Source organism: Burkholderia pseudomultivorans, assembly GCF_001718415.1.
In the GTDB taxonomy this organism is placed as follows: domain Bacteria; phylum Pseudomonadota; class Gammaproteobacteria; order Burkholderiales; family Burkholderiaceae; genus Burkholderia; species Burkholderia pseudomultivorans_A.
The window spans coordinates 2,361,207-2,377,635 of the sequence record NZ_CP013378.1; the positions used below are offsets into that span (position 1 = coordinate 2,361,207).

General features: G+C 66.6%; 17 protein-coding genes, 4 tRNA genes and 2 pseudogenes. 15 read left to right on the forward strand and 8 right to left on the reverse strand.

Translation table 11 applies throughout. From position 1 onward, the window contains the following. Window positions 1-11: 11 nt before the first annotated feature. Together acpS and nagZ are read left to right on the forward strand one after the other, a co-directional pair. Window positions 12-455 carry a holo-ACP synthase gene (acpS, locus tag WS57_RS23295; protein WP_059515442.1) on the forward strand — a complete coding sequence of 148 codons (444 nt, stop codon included), beginning with the start codon at window positions 12-14 and terminating at the stop codon, window positions 453-455. 16 nt (window positions 456-471) lie between these two features. Then, the gene (gene nagZ / locus WS57_RS23300) at window positions 472-1,500 is read left to right on the forward strand and encodes a beta-N-acetylhexosaminidase (protein ID WP_059605553.1); all 1,029 of its coding nucleotides are present in this window, start codon (window positions 472-474) and stop codon (window positions 1,498-1,500) included. 178 nt (window positions 1,501-1,678) lie between these two features. Here the strand turns inward: nagZ and WS57_RS23305 are convergent, their stop codons facing one another. The 3 genes from WS57_RS23305 to earP all read right to left on the reverse strand — a co-directional run bounded on the left by WS57_RS23305 (window position 1,679) and on the right by earP (window position 5,209). Continuing rightward, entirely contained in the window at window positions 1,679-3,064 is a 1,386-nt protein-coding gene (locus tag WS57_RS23305; RefSeq protein ID WP_009691658.1) for a sigma-54-dependent transcriptional regulator, read from the reverse strand. A 266-nt stretch (window positions 3,065-3,330) separates the two neighbouring features. After that, a complete protein-coding gene (gene efp, locus WS57_RS23310) occupies window positions 3,331-3,888 on the reverse strand; it encodes an elongation factor P (protein ID WP_009691657.1) in 558 nt (185 codons plus the stop codon). A gap of 127 nt (window positions 3,889-4,015) precedes the next feature. Continuing rightward, complete coding sequence (earP, locus tag WS57_RS23315) at window positions 4,016-5,209, reverse strand: elongation factor P maturation arginine rhamnosyltransferase EarP (RefSeq protein ID WP_060335187.1); 1,194 nt, start codon at window positions 5,207-5,209, stop codon at window positions 4,016-4,018. A 76-nt stretch (window positions 5,210-5,285) separates the two neighbouring features. Between earP and uvrC the strand changes: the two genes are divergently transcribed. From uvrC to WS57_RS38095, 7 genes and pseudogenes are all read left to right on the forward strand, one after another. Next, entirely contained in the window at window positions 5,286-7,316 is a 2,031-nt protein-coding gene (gene uvrC, locus WS57_RS23320; RefSeq protein ID WP_069244898.1) for an excinuclease ABC subunit UvrC, read from the forward strand. Between the two features lie 90 nt (window positions 7,317-7,406). Continuing rightward, entirely contained in the window at window positions 7,407-7,997 is a 591-nt protein-coding gene (gene pgsA, locus WS57_RS23325) for a CDP-diacylglycerol--glycerol-3-phosphate 3-phosphatidyltransferase (RefSeq protein WP_040126960.1), read from the forward strand. A gap of 145 nt (window positions 7,998-8,142) precedes the next feature. Next, window positions 8,143-8,218 (forward strand) — tRNA-Gly (locus WS57_RS23330). A 50-nt stretch (window positions 8,219-8,268) separates the two neighbouring features. Further along, a tRNA-Gly gene (locus tag WS57_RS23335) sits at window positions 8,269-8,344 on the forward strand. Between the two features lie 50 nt (window positions 8,345-8,394). Next, a tRNA-Gly gene (locus WS57_RS23340) sits at window positions 8,395-8,470 on the forward strand. A gap of 100 nt (window positions 8,471-8,570) precedes the next feature. After that, window positions 8,571-8,644, forward strand: a tRNA-Cys gene (locus tag WS57_RS23345). A 217-nt stretch (window positions 8,645-8,861) separates the two neighbouring features. Then, window positions 8,862-8,990 (forward strand): annotated as a pseudogene (locus WS57_RS38095) (DNA adenine methylase); the annotation flags it as partial. Window positions 8,991-9,067: 77 nt separating this feature from the next. Here the strand turns inward: WS57_RS38095 and WS57_RS23350 are convergent. Continuing rightward, entirely contained in the window at window positions 9,068-9,505 is a 438-nt protein-coding gene (locus tag WS57_RS23350) for a four-helix bundle copper-binding protein (RefSeq protein ID WP_059515450.1), read from the reverse strand. Between the two features lie 374 nt (window positions 9,506-9,879). On the opposite strand from WS57_RS23350, the gene WS57_RS36130 reads away from it, so the two are divergent. The 3 genes and pseudogenes from WS57_RS36130 to WS57_RS23360 all read left to right on the forward strand — a co-directional run bounded on the left by WS57_RS36130 (window position 9,880) and on the right by WS57_RS23360 (window position 11,295). Beyond that, a complete protein-coding gene (locus WS57_RS36130; RefSeq protein WP_081056750.1) occupies window positions 9,880-10,086 on the forward strand; it encodes a hypothetical protein in 207 nt (68 codons plus the stop codon). Window positions 10,087-10,562: 476 nt separating this feature from the next. Next, window positions 10,563-10,759: pseudogene (locus WS57_RS23355) on the forward strand (hypothetical protein). Between the two features lie 20 nt (window positions 10,760-10,779). Then, window positions 10,780-11,295 carry a hypothetical protein gene (locus WS57_RS23360; protein WP_155741163.1) on the forward strand — a complete coding sequence of 172 codons (516 nt, stop codon included), beginning with the start codon at window positions 10,780-10,782 and terminating at the stop codon, window positions 11,293-11,295. Between the two features lie 43 nt (window positions 11,296-11,338). Here the strand turns inward: WS57_RS23360 and WS57_RS23365 are convergent, their stop codons facing one another. Next, entirely contained in the window at window positions 11,339-11,887 is a 549-nt protein-coding gene (locus WS57_RS23365; RefSeq protein ID WP_009691486.1) for a GNAT family N-acetyltransferase, read from the reverse strand. A gap of 65 nt (window positions 11,888-11,952) precedes the next feature. Further along, complete coding sequence (locus WS57_RS23370) at window positions 11,953-12,564, reverse strand: helix-turn-helix domain-containing protein (protein WP_069244899.1); 612 nt, start codon at window positions 12,562-12,564, stop codon at window positions 11,953-11,955. Between the two features lie 136 nt (window positions 12,565-12,700). Here WS57_RS23370 and WS57_RS23375 point away from each other — a divergent pair, with 136 nt between their 5' ends. Both WS57_RS23375 and map read left to right on the forward strand, forming a co-directional pair. Further along, window positions 12,701-12,937 carry a ParD-like family protein gene (locus WS57_RS23375; RefSeq protein ID WP_060254974.1) on the forward strand — a complete coding sequence of 79 codons (237 nt, stop codon included), beginning with the start codon at window positions 12,701-12,703 and terminating at the stop codon, window positions 12,935-12,937. Beyond that, a complete protein-coding gene (gene map, locus WS57_RS23380; RefSeq protein WP_040126965.1) occupies window positions 12,937-13,743 on the forward strand; it encodes a type I methionyl aminopeptidase in 807 nt (268 codons plus the stop codon). The genes WS57_RS23375 and map overlap by 1 nt, the downstream gene beginning before the upstream one ends. 78 nt (window positions 13,744-13,821) lie before the next feature. Here map and WS57_RS23385 read toward each other — a convergent pair whose 3' ends face one another. Together WS57_RS23385 and WS57_RS23390 are read right to left on the reverse strand one after the other, a co-directional pair. Then, a complete protein-coding gene (locus tag WS57_RS23385) occupies window positions 13,822-14,325 on the reverse strand; it encodes a GAF domain-containing protein (protein ID WP_059515457.1) in 504 nt (167 codons plus the stop codon). Between the two features lie 81 nt (window positions 14,326-14,406). After that, entirely contained in the window at window positions 14,407-15,324 is a 918-nt protein-coding gene (locus WS57_RS23390; RefSeq protein ID WP_069244900.1) for a LysR family transcriptional regulator, read from the reverse strand. A gap of 110 nt (window positions 15,325-15,434) precedes the next feature. Between WS57_RS23390 and WS57_RS23395 the strand changes: the two genes are divergently transcribed. Continuing rightward, window positions 15,435-16,301, forward strand: a complete 867-nt coding sequence (locus WS57_RS23395) for a pirin family protein (RefSeq protein WP_009693864.1) — start codon at window positions 15,435-15,437, stop codon at window positions 16,299-16,301. The last annotated feature ends 128 nt before the right edge of the window (window positions 16,302-16,429 follow it).

Genomic DNA, 16,429 nt, shown 5'->3' on the forward strand with positions numbered 1-16,429 from the left:
GCGTGGCTGACATGGCGATCTACGGTATCGGCACCGACATCGTCCAGGTGAGCCGCATCGCGGCCGTGCTCGAACGCACGGACGGCCGCTTCGCCGAGAAGGTGCTCGGCGCCGACGAACTGCGCGTGTTCCGCGCGCGCCGCGCCCGCTCGGAAGCACGCGGCATTGCGTTTCTCGCGACGCGTTTTTCCGCGAAGGAAGCGTTCTCGAAGGCGATCGGCCTCGGCATGCACTGGCCGATGACGTGGCGCGCGTTGCAGACGCTGAACCGGTCGAGCGGCGAGCCCTACGTCGTCGCGTCGGGCGAGCTGGCCGACTGGCTGGCGGCGCGCGGCATCACCGCGCGCGTGACGGTCAGCGACGAGCGCGACTATGCGGTGTCGTTCGTGATTGCCGAGACCGATTCTCCCGCGGTGGATGCGCCGGCCGCACCTGTTTCCCGAACCACTCCCTGACGGAATTCCCGATTCGATGAAAACGACTCCCGGCCCGGTCATGCTCGACGTCGTCGGCACGGCCCTGTCGCGCGACGATGCGCGGCGTCTCGCGCATCCGAACACCGGCGGCGTGATCCTGTTCGCGCGGCACTTCCAGAACCGCGCGCAGCTCGCCGCATTGACCGATTCGATCCGCGCGGTGCGCGAGGACATCCTGATCGCCGTCGATCACGAAGGCGGGCGCGTGCAGCGGTTCCGTACCGACGGCTTCACGGTGCTGCCGGCGATGCGCCGGCTCGGCGAACTGTGGGATCGCGACGTGCTGCTGTCGATGCAGGTCGCGACCGCGGTCGGCTACATCCTCGCCGCCGAGCTGCGCGCGTGCGGGATCGACATGAGCTTCACGCCCGTGCTCGATCTCGACTACGGCCATTCGAAGGTGATCGGCGATCGCGCGTTTCATCGCGACCCGCGCGTCGTCACGCTGCTCGCGAAGAGCCTGAACCACGGGCTCGCGCTCGCCGGCATGGCGAACTGCGGCAAGCACTTTCCCGGGCACGGCTTCGCGGAAGCCGATTCGCACGTCGCGCTGCCGACCGACGACCGGCCGCTCGACGCGATCCTCAAGCAGGATGTCGCGCCGTACGACTGGCTGGGGCTGTCGCTGTCGGCCGTGATTCCGGCACACGTGATCTATACGCAGGTCGACTCGCGGCCGGCCGGCTTTTCGCGCGTGTGGCTGCAGGACATCCTGCGCGAGCGGCTCGGCTTCACCGGCGCGATCTTCAGCGACGACCTGTCGATGGAGGCCGCGCGCGAAGGCGGCACGCTGACGCAGGCCGCCGAGGCCGCGCTCGCCGCCGGCTGCGACATGGTGCTCGTCTGCAACCAGCCGGACGCGGCCGAGGTCGTGCTGAACGGGTTGAAGACGCAGCCGTCGGCCGAATCGGTGCGGCGCATCAAGCGCATGCGCGCGCGCGGCAAGCCGCTCAAGTGGGACAAGCTGATCGCGCAGCCCGAGTATCTGCGCGCGCAGGCGCTGCTGGCCAGCGCGCTGGCATAGCAGGCGAGCAGGGCGGCGCGGGCCGCGCTGCTTCGGTTCGCCGAAAGAAACGGAAAAGCCGCGCATTTGCGCGGCTTTTGCATGGAACGTACGCACGTGGCGATGCGATGCGCGGGGATCGTCTTGAACGCAACTAACGGTCCGTGCCGACCGCTGCCCCGAATCGCCCGTCGCCCGCTCAGTTCACCTTCATCCGCTGCAGCTTGTTGTACAGCGTCTTCGGGCTGATGCCGAGCAGCGTCGCGGCGCGATGGCGCGTGCCGCCGACCGCGTCGAGCGTCGCGCGGATCAGCAGATCCTCGACGTCGGACAGCGGCGTGCCGACCTTGATCTGCACGCTGCTGCCGTTCAGCGCGGCGCCGGCCGCGAAGCTCGCCTCGCCGGCCCGCAGCGTTTCGATGAAATCGCCGGACGCGTCGTATGCGAAGCGCACGCGTTCCTGCAATTCACGCACGTTGCCGGGCCATTCGTAGGACACGCATTCGCGCACGAAGCCCGGCGCGGCGCGCTTGTCGGTCGTGCTGCGGCCGGTCGCGCGCGCGTCGCGGTTCAGATCGTCGATCAGCGCGTCGGCGATCGCGAGCGCATCGCCGTCGCGCTCGCGCAGCGGCGGCATCGTGATCGAGGCCGCGTCCAGCCGCAGCCACAGATCCTCGCGCAGCGTGCCGTTCGCGACCGCCTCGCGTGCCGGGCGGCGCGTGCTCGCGATCAGTCGGAAGTCGCTCGCGATCGCGCTCGTGCCGCCGATCCGCATGAAGTTCTGCGAGTCGAGCGCGTGCAGCAGCGCTTCCTGCAGCACCAGCGGCAGCGCAGTGATTTCGTCGAGGAACAGCGTGCCGCCGCCGGCCTGCTCGAACAGGCCGGTCTCGCGCCGTTCGGCGCCGTCGAACGCGCCGCGCTCATGGCCGAACAGCACGCTGTCGAGCGATGCGCCGTGGCGGCCGGCCTGGGCGAGCGTGCGACAGTCGAACGACACGAACGGCCCCTTGCGGCGGCGGCTCAACTCGTGCAGCGTGCGCGCGGCGAGCTTCTTGCCGGTGCCGGCTTCGCCCGAGAACAGCACGGCCGTTTCGGTGCGCGCGTTGTGCTCGATCATGTCGTAGACGTGCTGCATCGCCTCGCTGCGGCCGACCAGCGCGCCGAAGCGGCCGAGGTGGCGCAGCGACGCGCGCAGCGCCTGCACTTCGTCGATCAGTTCGTAGGGGCGCGGAATCCGCGCGAGCAGGCTGCGCAGCCGCGGAATGTTGATCGGCTTCAGCAGGTAGTCCCAGATGCCGTGACGCAGGCCTTCGATCGCGCTTTCGACCGTCGCGTTGCCGGTCAGCACGATCACGGGCAGCGAGCCGTTCGGCTGTTGCTGCGGCAGGTGCTGGAGCAGGTCGAACCCGCTGCCGTCCGGCAGGTTCAGGTCGACGAGGACGACGTCGGGAATCGAGCGGCCGAGCGCGTTGCGCGCCTCGGCGAGCGATGTGGCCGTGTCGACCGAGAAACCGTCTGCGGCAAGCAGCGCGGTGAGGCCGGACAGGCTGTTGGGATCGTCTTCGACAATCAGGGCGTGTGGCATGGTGGACGCGAGTCGGTTCAAGAGAGGCGGGCCGTCAATCCGCAGCCGCATTTCGAGATGAGATTAAAGACTGATTTTATGCCCCGTCGCACGCCTGACGCGCATTATTTCCCTCCCGCTATAAAACAGTTACCGATGATACAAATTGAATATCTTTACCGGTGGATTTTGTGCTGCATCTGTCCCCCGCGCACGAGCGCTGTTGACGGCGGACAAACAAAAAGCGCCCCGAAGGGCGCTTTGTTCGATGCGGGCATCGCTGGCGATTACGCGCGGCTGCGGTACTCGTGCGTGCGCGTGTCGATTTCGATCTTGTCGCCGGTGTTGCAGAACAGCGGCACTTGCAGTTCGAAGCCGGTCGCGAGCTTCGCGTTCTTCAGCACCTTGCCCGACGACGTGTCGCCCTTGACGGCCGGCTCGGTGTAGGTGATCTCGCGAACGAGGATCGTCGGCAGTTCGACCGAGATCGCCTTCTCGTTGTAGAACACGACTTCGCACGCCATGCCGTCTTCGAGGTAGTTCAGCGCGTCGCCCATCATTTCCGCTTCGACTTCGTACTGGTTGTAGTCGGCGTCCATGAACACGTACATCGGGTCGGCGAAGTACGAGTACGTCACTTCCTTGCGGTCGAGCACGACGACGTCGAACTTGTCGTCGGCCTTGTACACCGATTCCTGGCCTGCGTTGGTCAGCAGGTTCTTCATCTTCATCTTGACGACGGCGGCGTTACGGCCCGACTTGTTGTATTCCGTCTTCGAGATGACCCAGGCATCGCTGCCGATCTGCACGACGTTGCCTACGCGGAGTTCCTGTGCGGTCTTCATAAAAAAACTGTCCTGATCAAATCAAATAAATAGGTGCCTGAGCGTTGCACAACGGCTGACGGCGCAAGCGTGGGGTCCGGTGGGCGCCAAAAGCGAGCGCTTGCATGGTCAGCCGTCGGATAACCGCTTATTTTAACTGAGATTTTGCGTATTCGGCCAGCTTTCCAGCGAGATCGCCGACGGCCGCGAGCGCGTCGGCCCAGCGGCCCGCATTCGCGTGCAGTGCCGCGTGATGCTGGCGGAAATCGGCCCAGTCGGGCGTGCCGGCGCCGTTCCACGCATGCCAGAAGCGCTCGAGCGCCGCGCGCGGCGCGTCGCCGAGGCCGGCCGACAGGTGCGCGAGCGCGGCGTCGAGCTTCGGCAGGTGCGCATCGTCGGCCTGCGGGTAGATGTGCCACACGAACGGCTTGCGCGCCCATTGCGCGCGCACGAACGAATCCTCGCCGCGCACGAAGTTGACATCGGCGACCCACAGCAGCGGATCGTAGTCGGCCTGCGGGACGAACGCGAGCCCGTGCGCGGTGAGGTTGCCGGCGCGTGCATGCGAACCCGCGCCGAACGACGCGACTCCGAAAAAGCGCGCGAGCGCCGGCGACAGGCGGCCGGCCGGCACCAGCGCGACCACCGGCGACGCACCGTCGCGCCACTGCGCGAGCAGCGCGTCGACGGCCGGGTTTTCATACGCGAACAGGCTGACGACCGTCGTGCCGGGCGCCGGCGGCGCGCCGCCGGTCGCGCGCCGCCACCACGCGGCGCGGGCCTCGGCATCGGCTTCGAACGCGGCGCGGCGCGCGTCGAGGTCGCGCTCCTTCAGCACGCCGCCGGTGCCCGCCGACAGGCCCGGGAAGAAAAACGTCTTCAGCAGCGGGTAGCGCGGATGCGGCGACGGCCGCAGATGGAAATCGGCGACCCAATCCTCGGCGCTCAGGTATTCGAGGTTGATCCAGACGGGACGGCGCGCGCGGCGCGCCATCGCCGCGAGATACGCGGCGGGCAGCTCGCACGCGAACGCCTCGATCACGACGTCGGCGATCTCGAGCGTGTCGCCGATCTGCGCGTGCCAGTGCTCGATCGCGATCCCGTCGATGGTCTGCCGCGTTGCGTCGGGGTCGACACCCGGCAGCAGGCGCACGAAGGTGTGCAGGTCGTCGACGAACAGGCGCACCTGCCAGCCGTGCTCGTGCGCGAGCTGGCGCGCGAGGCGCCAGCACACGCCGATATCGCCGAAGTTGTCGATCACCGTGCAGAAGAGGTCGCAGGCGATCGGTTCGTTCGGCGCGAGCGGCGCCGGGGCAACGGGGGCAGGGACGGTGACGGACATCGAAGCGGCGCGGTGAATGCTCTAAACTGGCGATTCTAATGGACCCGTTCCGCGCCTGGCGGCGCCCGGATCACGCATGACATCCCCAGAAGCTTCCGACACCCCGTTCGAACCGAAGAAGATCCTCGCGCAACTGCCGCACATGCCGGGCGTCTACCGCTACTACGACGCGGCGGGCGCCGTGCTCTACGTGGGCAAGGCGCGCGACCTGAAAAAGCGCGTGTCGAGCTATTTCACGAAGACGCAGCTGTCGCCGCGCATCGCGATGATGGTCACGCGCATCGCGCGCATCGAGACGACCGTCACGCGTTCCGAGGCCGAGGCGCTGCTGCTCGAGAACAACCTGATCAAGGCACTCGCGCCGCGCTACAACATCCTGTTTCGCGACGACAAGTCGTATCCGTACCTGAAGCTCACCGCGCACCGTTTTCCGCGAATGGCGTACTACCGCGGCGCGGTCGACAAGCAGAACCAGTATTTCGGGCCGTTCCCGAGCGCATGGGCGGTGCGCGAGAGCATCCAGATCCTGCAGCGCGTGTTCCAGCTGCGCACCTGCGAGGATTCGGTCTTCAACAACCGCACGCGGCCGTGCCTGCTGCACCAGATCGGGCGCTGCACCGCGCCGTGCGTCGGCGCGATTTCCGAAGCCGATTACGCGGTCGACGTGTCGAATGCCGCGCGTTTCCTGCTCGGCCGGCAATCGGAGGTGATGAAGGAACTCGAGCAGAAGATGCACGCGTTCGCGGCCGAGCTGAAGTTCGAGCAGGCGGCGGCCGTGCGCAACCAGATGAGCTCGCTCGCGACCGTGCTGCATCAGCAGGCGATCGAGGTCGGCAGCGACAGCGACGTCGACATCCTGGCGGTCGTCGCGCAGGGCGGCCGCGTGTGCGTGAACCTCGCGATGGTGCGCGGCGGCCGGCACCTCGGCGACAAGGCGTATTTCCCGACGCACGTCGAGAGCGCGCTGACGCTCGCGGAAGGCGGTCTCGGCGACGAAGCCGAAGCGGCCGGGCTGGCTGACATCGCCGACGATGCGCAGCCCGATCGGCCCGCGGAAGACGCCGGCGGCGCGCGCGGCGCGGCCGCGTCGGTCGAGGCCGAGGTGCTCGACGCGTTCATCGCGCAGCACTACCTCGGCAACCGCGTGCCGCCGGTGCTCGTGGTCAGCCATGCGCCCGCGAGCCGCGACCTGCTCGAACTGCTGTCCGAGCAGGCCGGTCACAAGGTGTCGCTGGTGCGGCAGCCGCAGGGGCAGCGCCGCGCATGGCTGTCGATGGCCGAACAGAATGCGCAGATCGCGCTCGCGCGGCTGCTGTCCGAGCAGGGCTCGCAGCAGGCGCGCACGCGCGCGCTGGCGGAGACGCTCGGCCTCGAATGCGACGATCTCGCGACGCTGCGCATCGAGTGTTTCGACATCAGCCATACGATGGGCGAGGCGACGCAGGCGTCGTGCGTCGTCTATCACCATCACAAGATGCAGTCGGGCGAGTACCGCCGCTACAACATCGCGGGCATCACGCCGGGCGACGACTACGCGGCGATGCGGCAGGTGCTGACGCGCCGCTACGAGAAGATGGTCGAGCAGGCCGCGCAGGCGGCGGCCGCCGACGACGCGGCCGGCATCGACGGCGAGTCGACGCGCCAGGCCGAGGCTTCGAGCCTGCTGCCGAACATCGTGCTGATCGACGGCGGCAAGGGTCAGGTCGAGATCGCGCGCCAGGTGTTTACCGAGCTCGGCCTCGACACGTCGATGCTGGTCGGCGTCGCGAAGGGCGAGGGGCGCAAGGTCGGTCTCGAGACGCTCGTGTTCGCGGACGGCCGCGCGCCGCTCGAACTCGGCAAGGAGAGCGCGGCGCTGATGCTGGTCGCGCAGATTCGCGACGAGGCGCACCGCTTCGCGATCACCGGGATGCGCGCGAAGCGCGCGAAGGCGCGCCAGACCTCGCGGCTCGAGGAACTGGAAGGGGTCGGCGCGAAGCGTCGCCAGCGGCTGCTGGCGCGCTTCGGCGGATTGCGCGGCGTCGTCGCGGCGAGCGTCGAGGAACTCGCGAGCGTGGACGGCATTTCGCACGCGCTTGCCGAGCAGATCTACAAGCAGCTTCACTGATATGGCCGCGCGACCGGCCGTATTGCCCGCGTTCTTGTGGCGGGCCGGTCGACACGGCACAATTGCGAATCCTTTACTGTCCCGGATGCCATGCCGTTCAATTTCCCGATTTTCCTGACGTGGGTGCGGATCGTGCTGATTCCGCTCGTCGTCGGCGTGTTCTATCTGCCGGACACGGTGATGGGCGGCGCGCAGCGCAATATCGCGGCGGCGGCGATCTTCATCCTCGCCGCACTGACCGACTGGTTCGACGGGTTTCTTGCCCGCAAGTGGAACCAGACCTCGTCGTTCGGCGCGTTTCTCGATCCGGTGGCCGACAAGCTGATGGTGACGGCCGCGCTGCTGATCCTCGTGCAGATTTCCCGCGTCGACGCGGCGATCGCGCTGGTGATCGTCGGCCGCGAGATCGCGATCTCGGCGCTGCGCGAGTGGATGGCGCAGATCGGCGCATCGAAGAGCGTCGCGGTGAACCAGCTCGGCAAGTTCAAGACCGCGTGCCAGATGGTCGCGATCCCGATGCTGCTGTACTTCGGGCCGCTGCCGCTCGGCTTTGCGACGATCGACACGCGCGTGTGGGGCGAGTGGCTGATGTATCTGGCCGCGGTGCTGACGATCTGGTCGATGCTCTACTACATGAAGCTCGCGTGGCCGCAGATTCGCGAGCGCGGCGGCGCGTCGTGATGCGGATGCAGCGGTCGCGGCGCGGAAGTTTTTTGGAAAAAGGGCGCGAAAAGCCCTTGACATACGAATGTGCCTTCGACATAATCTCGCTTCTCCGCTGCACGACGAAGCGAATGTAGCGGGGAAGCAGTAGCGCAGTACACATGCGGGAGTAGCTCAGTTGGTAGAGCGCAACCTTGCCAAGGTTGAGGTCGCGAGTTCGAGACTCGTCTCCCGCTCCAGATTTTCCGGCAGCGTGTCGTACGGCGAAGCGCTGCACATGCAGGACAATGCGGGAGTAGCTCAGTTGGTAGAGCGCAACCTTGCCAAGGTTGAGGTCGCGAGTTCGAGACTCGTCTCCCGCTCCAGATTTTTCGGCAGCGTGTCGTACGGCAAAGCGCTGCGCATGCAGGACAATGCGGGAGTAGCTCAGTTGGTAGAGCGCAACCTTGCCAAGGTTGAGGTCGCGAGTTCGAGACTCGTCTCCCGCTCCAGCAAATGGGGAAGCCGTGCTTCCCTTTTTATTTGATGGCCTGACGGCCGTCGAATGAAAAATCTGCCGTGTGTCGCGATGGCATCCGGCAGTCCGCTTTTGGCGCGATAGCAAAGCGGTTATGCAGCGGCCTGCAAAGCCGTTTAGGCCGGTTCGACTCCGGCTCGCGCCTCCAGGTAGGAAGAGAAAAAGCCCTGAGAAATCAGGGCTTTTTCTTTTTCCGGCCCTGCTTCGCTCTTGCAGGAACGTCGCCAAGGGCGGTGCACAGTCGCCTCCAACCACCCGAGACACACGCATAACCACCCCTCAATCGGCTCTTTGGCCGTATAGGCGAGTTTGCGTCACCGCATGGCGACCGGCCTCGTCGATGGCGGCCGGCTTTGCGCGGCGGCTTCATGCGACCGCCCGCAAAGGCCGAGGTGATCGACGACGTCAACGGCGAACTGACCGATCTAGATCGCGTCGTGCCGCATCGCCCGGAGGAGTTCGTGCGTCAGTTCAAACGGGCGCGGACCGGCCGGTATTGGAACACCGAAATCGACGTGTGGAACGTGAAAGCGGTCCTGCCGCCGGGTTTCCCGGCGGCGCTTTCGACAATTCAGGTGGCCAGCGCCTTGCACTCTTTGGCGCATGCCCGACACGACTCCAGGCATGCCTTGCAGGGCTCGTGCTTGTCAGCATGCTTCGTGCATTCCTGCGCGCAATCGTTGCACGCATCCATCGCGACCTTCGCGAGACCCGGAAGATAGCGCGAATCCTGATTGGCGAGCCCTTGTAGCGCGGTGCAAAGGGAAAGCATCTGTGACACGCTTTTGGCGCATCCGGCCAGGTCATTATCGCCGCCGCTCAAAAGGTCGAGGCAATGATTCAGGCAGACTTGCCCCTTCGACACGCACGCCCCGGCAACATCAGCCAACGTCTTGTAGTGGCCGCCATGATGCATGTGAGGACTCTCCTGGGCCGAGGCCCGCTCTGCAACCGCCAACGCTGCAAAGGCAAGCATTCCGGTACCGACCAGCGCTTCGCGTCTGTCCATGTGAAATCCCTCTCAACGAAAGTTCACCGCGATGACGAAACTTCAGGAGCCGCAGAATGACAGCCGCCGGGAAAGGGGGGGGCTGCATCGGACGAATGCTAACACCAAAGGAAATGCCGGAAATCGAATTGTCGGACCTGGCTCGTCGACGGTCGGCGCAGATCAGGCAATGGCATATTCGTGGACTGCGCGCGTCAGCTCTGCTCCGGGGATCTTCCACGACGGGCCGTCCATGGACGTTCGCAATGCCGGTTTGTCGTGTTGCACCGCCAGCGGTATATCGGAAATTTCAGCGTCGTCGTCATCACCCGTTTCAGCTGGAATGCAGCCGCTTCCACTGACCCGCCATCATGACCGCTCGTCCTCGCAATCGAATGACTGCCTGGCTAACGGCGGGCACGGTTGTCTATCTGTCGCCGGGCGTGACGGTGAACGTGGTGAAGGGCCTGAGCGTGTATGCGCTCGTGCAGAAGCCTGAAGATGCCGACCGCGACCCGCCAGCAACAATCCCAATCGATCCCGGCGACCGCCGAAACATGGCCATTCGATTTTTATCTGCGCCGAGCAATTATTGCGGCTGACGAGTGTTGGCAGGGAATAATTGCCGATAAATTCGGGTTGTTATCGGTATGGAAATTTTGGTTGGCGTATATGAAACTATTCGCTCGATTGATTTTGCAGGGTGACCCGATGGGGCAATCGCGCCCTGAAAACGATTCCGGATTTCCGGGTAAACCGGCCACGCGAACTGCCCCTTCATATCGCTGACACAAGGCTTGCTCGCCCCGCGCGGGGCCGGCTCCCGGGCTGTCGGCTCGTCTCGCATGTCGATCGCGAGCCCTTGCTAATATGGTATTACCATAAGCATTGAATCCTCTTCGTGTAATCCATGAGAGAAATTCGCGTGTTTCAAATACTGAGAGTTGTTAATATGGGCGGCCTGGATTTGTTGTTTGGTTAATTGCGGGGCGGGGTCAATTTGGAAATCGCCGATTTCGATCGGAGAGGGATTTATTTGTCTTCCGCCGCCTTAAATCAGACTATATACGGAACAACTATGCTCAGCGCTCACGAATTTGCAACGCTCATGCTCGTCAAGTCTGCTCCGGACCAGATCGATCTCGACCGCGAGGATCTCAACGCGCTGCTTGAGCACCAATTGGTGGCACTGGAAGAAATGGGCAGCGGCGCCGGCGTCCGTGCCTGACGGAGAACGGCCAGTCGTTCGTTCAGGCGGTCGCGCGCGTGCGATGAACTGGTTCGCGTCGCGGAAAATGGCCGACCCGCAGTCGAAGCGCATCGAGGACGGCGCCGCGTGGGCGAGCCGCCTCGGTTGGGACGCGAGCCGATATGCGGCCTGGGAAATCGTCGTGACGATGGGGACCCGCCCGATTTATGACTGGGTCAGCCGGCGCAATAAACTGCAGCCCGACGACATGCTGCTGTCGCTGTCGGTGCGCTCGTTCACGCCGTGGGTGGCGCACCTGAAGCGGCATGACGGCCTGTTCTCGATCGACTGGCGGCCCGGACTCACGTCGGTCGACACCGAGCAGCTCCGCTACCGGCGCCTGACGCCGTGGCCGGCCATGAGCGAACCCGGCGATTTTCCCGCATTGGTCGGCGCGCTGAACCGCCTGCCGTTTCGGCCCATTCTCGCCGCAGCGCAGGTCCAGATCCCTTCGCCCGGCGAAGCCACCAGGCAGGCGATGTACGACTGGCTGTCGGGCGTCTGCGACACGGTGGAATTCATCGGCGATGCCGACGGGCCGCAGGTGTATCCGAAGCGTTGACGCGCCGGCGGCGGTCTCGTTGCGTACGCAACCAAGCGGGCAATCAGCCGTCTACCGGCTGCGCCGGCGTGTCCAGCTTGAGCTGGTAGAACGCCGCGTCGAGCCAGCGCCCGAACTTGAATCCCGCTTCCGCGATCGTGCCCGAGTGCACGAATCCGAGCCGCGTGTGCAGCGCGATGCTGCCGGCATTGGTCGCATCGATGCAGCCGACCAGCAGGTGCACGTCGGCTTCGCGTGCGCGCCGGATCAGCTCGCGCAGCAGGAACTCGCCGAGCCCGCGTCCGCGCTGGTCGCGATGCACGTAGACGCTGTGTTCGACCGTGTACTTGAACGCGGGAAACGCGCGGAACGTGCCCCAGCTCGCGAAGCCGAGCAGCGTGCCCGCCGCATCCACCGCGCCGACGACCGGAAACCCGCCTGCGCGCTTGGCCGCGAACCACGCGACCATCGCCTCCGGCGGCCGCGGCCGGTAGTCGTACAGCGCGGTCGAATTGACGATCGCATCGTTCAGGATCTCGAGAATGGCCGGCGCGTGCTCGGCCTCGGTGCAATCGATCAGTCGCACGTCGTCGCGCTGTGTCGGGGAATTCATTCGGGCTCCTTGGTGCTTTGAACGGGGTGCGCATGCGCCGCGCGCCGCGCGCCGCGATCCGCGCGTCACGCGCTGCGCGCGCCGCCGGGCGCGTCGCAGATCGCCACGAGATACCGCGCGGCGTGCGGCGACGGGTTGCTGAAAATCAGCGGCTGATCGAGCTGCATCGCCAGGCAGTCGCCTTCGTGAAGCACGTGAAGCTGGCTGCCGAGCGTCACGTCGATGCGTCCGTGCACGACCCACACCTGCTGGTGCATCGCGCTTTCGCGCCCGCCGGTGTCGTACGCGACGCGCGCGCCGGGCGGGAAATCGACCTCGACGAGCTGGAACGGCGACGGCCAGCCGGGCGGCGACAGGTTGCGCCGCGCATAGCCCGACGCCGGGTCGCGCCATTCCGCCTGCTGCGCACGGCGCACCAGCGGCTCGGCCCGCGCATCGTCGCGCTCGCCGCCGAACAGCCCGGCCAGCGAGACACCGAGCCCGGCCGCGAGCTTGTCGAGCACGACGGCGGTCGGGCTGGCCGACGCGCGTTCGATGAGCGAGATCATCGAACGGCTGACGCCGGAACGCGCGGCCAGCGCATCGAGCGTGTAGCCTTGGCCGGTCCGCAGGTCGCGCACGCGGCGGGCAATGCGCGCGTTGATGCCGGCTTCGTCGGTGGAGATGGATTCCTGCATGATGGATTCATTTTCCAGCAAAGTGGAATCGGGTGTCAACGCGAGTCGTTGCCGAACCGGCGAGCGAACCGGCTTGCCGGGCCGGCGCGCGCAGCGTATTATACGGAACGACTATATTTCGTTTAATTGGTGCCATATGGGAATCATCAAGATCTCCGAACAGATGCACGAGCGGCTGCGCTCGACGAGCACGGCGCTGAGCCGTTCGATCAATGCGCAGGCCGAGCACTGGCTGCGCGTCGGGATGCTGGCGGAACTCAATCCCGCGCTGTCCTACGGCGAGATCTGCAAGATGCTGATCGACGCCGAGGCCCGCGGCGGCGAAGCGGGGCACGCGGAGCCGGTCGCGCACCGCATCGAGCAGGTGGCGTAATGGCGAAGCGCGATATCCCGATCCGCGGCAGCGAAGAAATCGCCAAGTCGCGCGAGGCCGCGAAGCTCGCGTCGCAGGTGCTGACGATGATCACCGAGCACGTGAAGCCGGGCGTCTCCACCGATGACCTGGACGCGCTTTGCCGCAACTACATCGTCGACGTGCTCGGCGCGATTCCGGCGAACATCGGCTATCACGGCTATCCGAAGACGGTATGCGCGTCGGTCAATCACGTCGTCTGTCACGGCATTCCGTCGTCGCGGCCGCTGCGCGACGGCGACATCGTGAATCTCGACATCGCGGTGATCAAGGACGGCTGGTTCGGCGACACGAGCCGCATGTACTTCGTCGGCGAGCCGGGCGAGCTGGCGCGGCGCCTGGTCGCGGCGACCTACGAGGCGATGCACGCGGGCATTCGCGCGGTGCGTCCGGGCGCGACGCTCGGCGACGTCGGCTACGCGATCCAGCAGGTCGCGCATCGTGAGGGGTTCAGCGTGGTGCGCGAGTATTGCGGGCACGGCATCGGCGACGTCTATCACGACGAACCGCAGGTGCTGCACTACGGCCGCCCTGGCACGGGCCTGCCGCTGCAGCCGGGGATGATCTTCACGATCGAGCCGATGCTCAATGCGGGCAAGCGCGAGACGCGCGTGCTCGGCGACGGCTGGACGGTCATCACGAAGGACCATTCGCTGTCGGCGCAATGGGAGCACATGGTCGTCGTGACGGAACAGGGCGTCGAGGTGCTGACCGAGGACGTAAAGCCGCAGACGTTCGCCGATCTGCCCGGCGCGCACGTCGCCTGACGCACTGCATCGCGCGGGGCCGGGCCGTCGCCCGCGCGGGCGGCGCGGCGGCCGGCGCCGGCCGCGACGCCGGCGGCCTTACCCGCGCGCGTTCTGCCACGCGTGTTCGACGAACACGCGGCACAGCGCCTCCATCCCGTTGCGGTCCTCGTCGTCGAAACGCGCGGCGACCGGGCTGTCGACGTCCCATACGCCGATCAGCGTGCCGTCGTTCGCGACGAGCGGCACGACGATTTCCGATTCCGACGCCGCATCGCAGGCGATATGGCCGGGGAACGCATGCACGTCGCGTACGACCTGCGTTTCGCGCGTCTGCGCGGCCGTGCCGCACACGCCCTTGCCGAGCGCGATTCGCACGCAGGCGGGCTTGCCCTGGAACGGGCCGACCACGAGTTCGGTGCCGTCGAAGAAATAGAAGCCGGCCCAGTTGAGGCGGTCGAGCGAGTGATAGACGAGCGCCGAGAAGTTCGCGGCGTTCGCGATCAGGTCGCGTTCGGATTCGACGAGCGCGCGCGCCTGCTCGACGAGCGTCGCATAGTGTTCGGCCTTGGAGGCGTGAGGGTCGTTGGACAGCGTGAACATGACTGAAAGGCAAAGGAGGTTGCGAAAGCGCACGGTGCGCGTCCCGCAGTCTACGGCACGCGCGGCCGCCGTGCAGGACGCTCAATCGGGTTGGAGCTCCGCGAACCGCTCGGCGAGGAAATCCAGCAGCGCACGCACCGCGGGCAGCAGGCCGCGCCGCGACGCGAACACCGCGTGGACGATCTCGCGGCGCGGCGCCCAGTCCGGCAGCACGGTCGCGAGTTCGCCGCGCGCGACTTCGTCGCGCACCATCATCGTCGGCAATTGCACGACGCCGACACCCGCGACGGCCGCCGCACGCAGCGCTAGCATGCCGCCGGTCACGAAGCGCGGCTGGTGATGGATCTCCGCGTGCGCGCCGTCGGGCCCGCGCAGCTTCCACACATGCGCGGCCTGCGGCGCGCCGTGGTCGAGGCTCGGCAGGCGGGCGAGATCGGCGGGAACGGCCGGCACGCCGCGCTCGCGCAGCAGCGCGGGACTCGCGACCAGGCACTGGCCGCGCTCGGCCAGCACGCGCAGCGCGAGATCGCTGTCCTCGAGCGGCGGCGGGCGTACGCGGATCGCGACGTCGATCCCTTCGCCGACCAGGTCGACGCGCCGGTTGGTCGCCTCCAGATGGATTTCGACGCGCGGGCACGCGGCCATGAACGCCGCGATCATCGCGCCGACCAGCGAATCGAGCAGCACGATCGGGCAACTGACGCGCACGATGCCGCGCGGCTCCTCGTGCATCAGCGCGATGGCCTCGTCGGCGGCGTCGGCCTCGACGAGCATCGCGCGGCAGTGCGCGTAATAGGTCTGGCCGACGTCGGTGATCGTGAAGCGGCGCGTCGAGCGCTGGATCAGCCGCATCCCGAGCCGCGCCTCGAGCAGCGCGATGCGGCGGCTCAGCTTCGACTTCGGCAGGTTCAGCGCCCGGCCCGCCGGCGCGAAGCCGCCATGCTCGACGACCTGCACGAAGTAATAGAGATCGTTCAGATCCCGTGCTTTATCGTTCATCAAATAGAACGCTGAGTGTGATTTTCGCAGTCTACCGGATCGATCGTTCCACCACTATATTCCTACCCAGGATGCGAAACACGGGTTTCGCCGCAATACGGAGAAGGGCAATGAAGAAGATCCAGGGTGTGTACAGTGCGCCGCGCGGCCATTGGGTCGGCGACGGTTTTCCGGTGCGCTCGATGTTCAGCTACCAGTCGCACGGCGCGCATCTGAGCCCGTTCCTGCTGCTCGACTACGCGGGGCCGGCGACGTTCGAGCCGGCGTCCGCGCGGCGCGGCGTGGGCCAGCATCCGCACCGCGGCTTCGAAACGGTGACGATCGTCTATGACGGCGAAGTCGAGCACCGCGACTCGACCGGCGCGGGCGGCGTGATCGGCCCGGGCGACGTGCAGTGGATGACGGCCGCGCGCGGGATCCTCCACGAGGAATTCCACTCGGACGCGTTCACGAAGCGCGGCGGCCCGCTCGAAATGGTGCAGCTGTGGGTGAACCTGCCTGCAGCCGACAAGATGGGCGAGCCCGGCTACCAGACGCTGCTGAACGCGGATATCCCGACCGTCGAGCTGCCGGACGGCGCGGGGCGTGCGCGGATCATCGCGGGCGAACTCGACGGGCGGCGCGGTCCGGCCCGCACGCATACGCCGATCGACGTATGGGACGTGCGGCTCGTCGCGGGCGGTCGGGCGCGGTTCCCGGTCGCGGAAGGGCGCACGCTCGCAGTCGTCGTGCTGGGCGGCACGGTGCTCGTGAACGGCGAGACGGTCGCGCGCGAAGCGCAGTTCGTGCAGTTGAGCCGCGATGGCCGCGACGTCGAGATCGAGGCGAACGGCGATGCGAAGCTGCTGATCCTGAGCGGCGAGCCGATCGACGAACCGATCGTCGGCTATGGGCCGTTCGTGATGAACTCGCAAGCCGAGATCCGCACGGCGATCGACGACTTCAACAGCGGCAGCTTCGGCCGGATGCCGGGCTGATCGGCCGATCGGACCGGTTCCCGGCTGGATGACCAGGGCCCCGCGCAATGCGGGGCTTTTTTTGCGCGTGGCAGGCCGTCGCGCGCCGCGGGCGCTTCGAGGCATAATCGTCGATTGCCGCGCGCCGG

What these genes read in the sequence shown, in the direction of transcription:
- acpS (WP_059515442.1), top strand. Translation starts at nt 12, where the DNA reads ATGGCGATCTACGGTATCGGCACCGACATCGTCCAGGTGAGCCGCATC.
- nagZ (WP_059605553.1), top strand. Translation starts at nt 472, where the DNA reads ATGAAAACGACTCCCGGCCCGGTCATGCTCGACGTCGTCGGCACGGCC.
- WS57_RS23305 (WP_009691658.1), bottom strand. Translation starts at nt 3,064, where the DNA reads ATGCCACACGCCCTGATTGTCGAAGACGATCCCAACAGCCTGTCCGGC.
- efp (WP_009691657.1), bottom strand. Translation starts at nt 3,888, where the DNA reads ATGAAGACCGCACAGGAACTCCGCGTAGGCAACGTCGTGCAGATCGGC.
- earP (WP_060335187.1), bottom strand. Translation starts at nt 5,209, where the DNA reads ATGTCCGTCACCGTCCCTGCCCCCGTTGCCCCGGCGCCGCTCGCGCCG.
- uvrC (WP_069244898.1), top strand. Translation starts at nt 5,286, where the DNA reads ATGACATCCCCAGAAGCTTCCGACACCCCGTTCGAACCGAAGAAGATC.
- pgsA (WP_040126960.1), top strand. Translation starts at nt 7,407, where the DNA reads ATGCCGTTCAATTTCCCGATTTTCCTGACGTGGGTGCGGATCGTGCTG.
- WS57_RS23350 (WP_059515450.1), bottom strand. Translation starts at nt 9,505, where the DNA reads ATGGACAGACGCGAAGCGCTGGTCGGTACCGGAATGCTTGCCTTTGCA.
- WS57_RS36130 (WP_081056750.1), top strand. Translation starts at nt 9,880, where the DNA reads ATGACTGCCTGGCTAACGGCGGGCACGGTTGTCTATCTGTCGCCGGGC.
- WS57_RS23360 (WP_155741163.1), top strand. Translation starts at nt 10,780, where the DNA reads ATGGCCGACCCGCAGTCGAAGCGCATCGAGGACGGCGCCGCGTGGGCG.
- WS57_RS23365 (WP_009691486.1), bottom strand. Translation starts at nt 11,887, where the DNA reads ATGAATTCCCCGACACAGCGCGACGACGTGCGACTGATCGATTGCACC.
- WS57_RS23370 (WP_069244899.1), bottom strand. Translation starts at nt 12,564, where the DNA reads ATGCAGGAATCCATCTCCACCGACGAAGCCGGCATCAACGCGCGCATT.
- WS57_RS23375 (WP_060254974.1), top strand. Translation starts at nt 12,701, where the DNA reads ATGGGAATCATCAAGATCTCCGAACAGATGCACGAGCGGCTGCGCTCG.
- map (WP_040126965.1), top strand. Translation starts at nt 12,937, where the DNA reads ATGGCGAAGCGCGATATCCCGATCCGCGGCAGCGAAGAAATCGCCAAG.
- WS57_RS23385 (WP_059515457.1), bottom strand. Translation starts at nt 14,325, where the DNA reads ATGTTCACGCTGTCCAACGACCCTCACGCCTCCAAGGCCGAACACTAT.
- WS57_RS23390 (WP_069244900.1), bottom strand. Translation starts at nt 15,324, where the DNA reads ATGAACGATAAAGCACGGGATCTGAACGATCTCTATTACTTCGTGCAG.
- WS57_RS23395 (WP_009693864.1), top strand. Translation starts at nt 15,435, where the DNA reads ATGAAGAAGATCCAGGGTGTGTACAGTGCGCCGCGCGGCCATTGGGTC.